The sequence below is a fragment of the Rhizobium sp. rho-13.1 genome, from assembly GCF_007000305.1.
GTDB classification, from domain to species: domain Bacteria; phylum Pseudomonadota; class Alphaproteobacteria; order Rhizobiales; family Rhizobiaceae; genus Rhizobium; species Rhizobium rhododendri.
In genome coordinates this window covers 1-2,230 of record NZ_SCFL01000064.1, presented here as the reverse complement: position 1 = coordinate 2,230, position 2,230 = coordinate 1, and the positions used below count along the sequence as shown (strand labels likewise).

3 protein-coding genes are annotated in these 2,230 nt (G+C 61.2%); all 3 read left to right on the top strand.

Features of this window, described 5'->3' with window-relative positions; translation table 11 throughout:
• The coding region (locus tag EQW76_RS28600; protein ID WP_143123524.1) for a TetR/AcrR family transcriptional regulator at positions 1-500 on the top strand (500 nt) is incomplete at its 5' end.
• Positions 497-1,330 carry a DMT family transporter gene (locus EQW76_RS28595; protein ID WP_143123523.1) on the top strand — a complete coding sequence of 278 codons (834 nt, stop codon included), beginning with the start codon at positions 497-499 and terminating at the stop codon, positions 1,328-1,330. The genes EQW76_RS28600 and EQW76_RS28595, both read left to right, overlap by 4 nt.
• Before the next feature lie 16 nt (positions 1,331-1,346).
• The coding region (locus EQW76_RS28590) for a DMT family transporter (protein WP_143123522.1) at positions 1,347-2,230 on the top strand (884 nt) is incomplete at its 3' end.

Below are 2,230 nucleotides of genomic sequence, written 5' to 3'. Positions count from 1 at the left end.
CCACGGGAATAGACCGCATCATCGCGGACGCCGACGTGGCCAAGATGACAATGTACCGACATTTTCCAAGCAAGGACGGCCTGATCGTCGAAGTCCTGCGCTACAGGACGGACCGATTCAACAGGCAACTTGACGATCTCGCCGAGAAGGTCGTTACTCCGTGCGAAAAGATCGCCACTGTCTTCGACTGGTATGAGCGCTGGTTTCGCAGCCCGGAATTTCACGGTTGCCTGTTTGCCCATGCGCTGGCGGAATTCGGCAATGCCGGCCATCCCGTGTTTCAGGCGGTGGCGGGGCACAAGGACGGACTGAGGCAGCGTCTGCAGGATATTCTCGAAGCGGAGATGCCGGCGGACCGGGCGGAGAGTGCAGCGACTGCACTGTTCATGCTGCTGGAGGGTGCCACGCTGCTTGCGCAGATGGGGCAGGGCGACGCCGCTATGCGCGACGTCCGTCTCGCTGCATCAAACATCCTCGGCATGCCTGGCGAACGGCGATGACAGCGACCGTTATTGCGCTCGCGCTATTCGCCGCAGTCCTGCACGCGACATGGAACGCTTTCCTGCGCTCGGGTGCCGATCGCCTATGGACCGTAACGGTCATGAGCCTTTCGATGGCCGCAGTCGCTGTGCCCCTTGCCTTCGTGTTTCCTCTTCCGTTACCGGCAGCGTGGCCCTATCTCGTCTGCTCCTCCTGCCTCCAGGTTGGCTACAGCGTCTTTCTCGTTTCGGCCTATCGGCATGGCGAACTTGGCCAGGTCTACCCCGTCGTGCGCGGCAGCGTGCCGCTGCTGGTGACGCTGGGCGGGCTGGCCTTTGCCGGCGAACGTCTCAGTGGAAGCGGCACGATCGGCGTTGCTCTTGTCGCCATCGGCATCATGAGCCTGTCGCTAGGCCGATCCCGCGCCTCTACCGCCTCGATCCTGTTTGCGCTGCTCACCGGTCTGTTCATCGCCAGCTATGCCACCGTCGATGCGATTGGGGTGCGTATCTCCGGCAATGCCCGCAGTTATGCCATCTGGATTTTCCCGATCTACGGCGTCCTGATGACCGCAATCTTCATCCTTATAAGGGGAAGGTTGCGGGTAGATCTCCGTGCGCCTGAGACATGGACGGCGATCGGCGGCGGGATGGTCTCGCTTGTGGCCTACGGCGCGGTGATCGCTGCCTTTGCCCTCGGCCCCGCCGGTCCGATCACGGCACTCAGGGAAACCAGCGTGGTCTTCGCCGTTCTGATCGGCCGCGTGTTCCTCGGCGAAGCGCTGACGTTCAGGCGGATCGCCGCCTGCGTCATCGTCGCCGGCGGCGCCGTCTGTCTCGGCGTCTTATGACGGGAGGCGGCAGCCCATGACCAGGTCCATGTTGATCGGCATCGCGGCCGCCCTCCTGGCCGCATTAGCGTGGTCGACGAATTTTGTCGTCCCATATGTGATCGGTGACTACTCGATCTTTGATTTCGCCGTCTTCCGGTTCGTCATCTCAGGTGCCATCGGGTTCGGTTTTCTCGCCTTTAAGTGGGATCTTGTTCGCCTGTTGACAATGCGCGACTGGCTAACTGCTTTCTGGCTCGGATTCATCGGTTATGTCGGCTATTTCCTCACGGTGGTGGGCGCCGCCATCTTTGCTGGTCCCGTCGTGGCGCCGGCATGTCTGGGGCTGGTTCCCGTCGTTTTGGCCATCGCGGGCAATTTGCGTCAGCCGGTTCTGCAATGGCGTGGATTGGTTCTGCCGCTCGCCCTGACTGCAATCGGTCTTACCCTTGTCAATATCAGCGTTTTCGAGCCTGCTGGACTTCAGACCTCGTCGTCACTTCTGGTCGGCATCCCGCTGGCCATTGCCGCCGTCATCCTGTGGACCTGGTTCGGGCTTGCAAACCAGACCGCATTGGCAGAGCGTTCGGGCATGCACGGCGCCGTCTGGACCGCGTTGATCATGGCCGGCGGCGGATTGGAAATGTTGGCGTTCATTCCAGTCGGACAGATGATCGGCGTGTTCGAAATCCCGCGTCTGGGCCTATCTTGGAATGCGGCGGCCCCTTTGTATCTATGGGGTGTGTCGCTGGCTATTTTTGCATCGATGGGCGGCGCTCTCGCCTGGACGCTTGCAGCGAAACGATTGCCTATGACGCTTTGCGCGCAACTGATCGTTTCAGAAACCGTTTTCGGAACGGTGTTCGGGTTAGCGGCGCATGGACGGCTTCCAACTTTGACGGAAGCTGGGGGCATCGCGCT